Below are 2,296 nucleotides of genomic sequence, written 5' to 3'. Positions count from 1 at the left end.
GTGGCGGGCCAGGGGGTCGAGGTCGGCGCGATAGATCTCCCAGTAGCTCATCGGGGTGCCGTCGAGCACGCCGAGACAAGGGATGCTGCGCCCGTCCCCTTCGAGCTGGGGCCGGATGTGGTCGGCGGTCACGGACTCGGGTCCGGCGAGCTCCCAGAAGGCCGCCACGGCGGGGTCGTTCATCCAGCGGCTGATGACGGGGAGGTCGCGCTCCAGCCGGACGGCGAGGAGGGCGAACTCCCCCGCCGTGGTCCGCGCGGGCGTCCAGGAGCCCGGGTCGCCCAGCAGATCACCGGGGACGGCGGCCCGCCGCGTCCCGGCGCTGTGCTCCTCGGCGATCAGCGCGAGGAGTTCCTCGGTGAGCTTCAGGTCGAGGGTGTCCTCGACTCCGGTGCTCCCGCCGTCGGGTGCGGTGCCGGGTTCCGCTGAGGCGTCGCCGGGAGGCACGGTGGCGCTCTCCTCTCTGGACCGGGTGCGGTCGGTGAGCTTCTCCGGTGCGGGTTGCGGTCGGAGTCTCTGGGGTGCGGCGGTTCAGCTGTGGAGCGGGTTGGCGATGGTGACGTACACGGACTGGGTGTCGACCGGCCCGACCAGCTCGTCGAGGCCGTGCAGCCGGGTCAGCAGGTTGGCCTTGCACCGCAGTTGGCGGTTCTCCAGGAGATACGCGGGCAGGGGCGAGCCCAGTTCCGCCGTCTCCGTGAGGAATTGGCGGAGGACGGTGAGGAGTTGCTGTTCGTCGGCGAGTCGCTGGGCCCCGAACGCCCCGATGAGGCCGAGGACGTTGTTGATGCCGAGGTAGTAGGCGAACCGCTCGTCGGTGACCGGGTCGGAGACGAAGGTGTCGCTGACGGTGCCGATGCCGGGGAGCCGCCGGTCCAGCTCGGCGCGGCGGGAGTCGCGGAAGTAGTAGCCCTGGTTGTCCCGGTAGCGGCCGCCGACGGGCCAGCCGTCCGGGTCGAGGAGGACGAGGGTGTTCTGCTGGTGGGCTTCGAGGGCGACTCCGCCGTGGGCGTCGAGCCAGAGGACGGGGCGCACGACGTGGTGCAGATAGCGCCGGAACCATTCGGCGGAGGCGTCCGTGCCGGAGAGGCCGGTGCGGGCGCGCAGGCCGGAGACGACCTCGGAGAGCCGGGAATGCATACCGGGGGGGCCGGGCCGGGGGCGCTGTGCGGTGAGTCCGGCGATGCAGGCGGCGTCGTCGCCCGGGCCGAAGGGGTTGTGGCGGAGCACCACGTCGAGCCCGGTGACGGGGGTGCCCTCGGGGTCGTCGGCGGCGAGCCAGGCGGGGTCGCGGACGATGTCGAAGCCGGGGTGCTCCCGCTGCCAGTGCTCGGCGAGGCCGGTGGACAGGAGGCGGTGGACCTCGACGCCCCGGTGCAGCTCCTTGCGGAGGTTCTCCCGGCGGGAGTTGGTGATGCGTACGCCGAGGGAGAGCTTGAGCATGACCCGCGCCCCGGGCCGGTGCACGGTGCGGATGGAGGAGGTGGGGTGCCAGTGCTCTCCGTGCGGGCCGAGGTCGTGGAGCAGGCCGGTCTCGGCGAGGGCACGGACCTGGGGGCGGTGGAGCAGGTCGGCGGCCTGCCAGGGGTGGACGGGGACGGCGACGGTGCCGGGGGGCGTCTTCAGCCCCGCGGCGTACGGGGCGAGCAGTTCCTCGGCGGTGGCGGGACCGCCGTCGCTCCAGGCGGAGTCGGTGGCGGCCAGCGACCGGTCGACGGCGAACCAGTGCAGCGGGAAGGAGCCGTGCAGCTCCGGTGAATAGCGGCGGGACTCCGATTCGGAGAGGCCCTCGCGGCTCTTCGGCGTGGGGTGGAGGGGGTGGCCGAGCAGCAGAGACTGTTCGGCGGTGAGGAAGAGGTCCGCATCGGCGGGGTCGGCCGGGCTGCGCCGCCGCTGCTCGATGAAGCCGGCGGTGTGGCGTACGGAGTCGGCGACCCGGGCGACGAGATCGCCCGCGCCGCTCTCGCCGCCCTCGCGGCCAATGAGGACGGCGACGGTGGCGGCGTCGGCGGGCGGGGCGCCGGCGGGGGCGTTCTCCAGGGCGGGCGCGCCGAAGCGGTGGGCCCCGGTGGCGGACCAGTAGTGCACGGGGACGAGGAGGGCGGTGCCGCTGGCGGGGAAGGCGATGCGCAGGATGTCGCCCTCGGGACGGGGCAGGTCGTTCTCCCGGGTCCAGCAGCGCAGCAGGCTTTCGGTGCCCGCCGCGTCGGCGGCCCGCAGCGGGTCCGGGTCGTCGAGCGCGTCGAAGCCCGTCTCCTGGGCCGCGAGGTCCGAAATGGGTGCGACCGCTGCCGGG

Annotated in this window: 2 protein-coding genes; both read right to left on the bottom strand. The window is 73.9% G+C overall.

Going from position 1 to position 2,296, the window contains the following annotated elements:
• Nucleotides 1–447, bottom strand: a 447-nt coding sequence (locus D3105_RS33740; RefSeq protein ID WP_133305750.1) for a GNAT family N-acetyltransferase, incomplete at its 3' end; no start/stop codon positions are given.
• Between the two features lie 84 nt (nucleotides 448–531).
• Nucleotides 532–2,277 carry an IucA/IucC family protein gene (locus D3105_RS33735; RefSeq protein ID WP_240647132.1) on the bottom strand — a complete coding sequence of 582 codons (1,746 nt, stop codon included), beginning with the start codon at nucleotides 2,275–2,277 and terminating at the stop codon, nucleotides 532–534.
• Nucleotides 2,278–2,296 lie beyond the last annotated feature (19 nt).

It is taken from the genome of Streptomyces globisporus (genome assembly GCF_003501885.1).
Lineage (GTDB): Bacteria > Actinomycetota > Actinomycetes > Streptomycetales > Streptomycetaceae > Streptomyces > Streptomyces globisporus_D.
The sequence above is the reverse complement of the archived record's forward strand: the minus strand, read 5'-3'. Positions and strand labels throughout refer to the sequence as shown.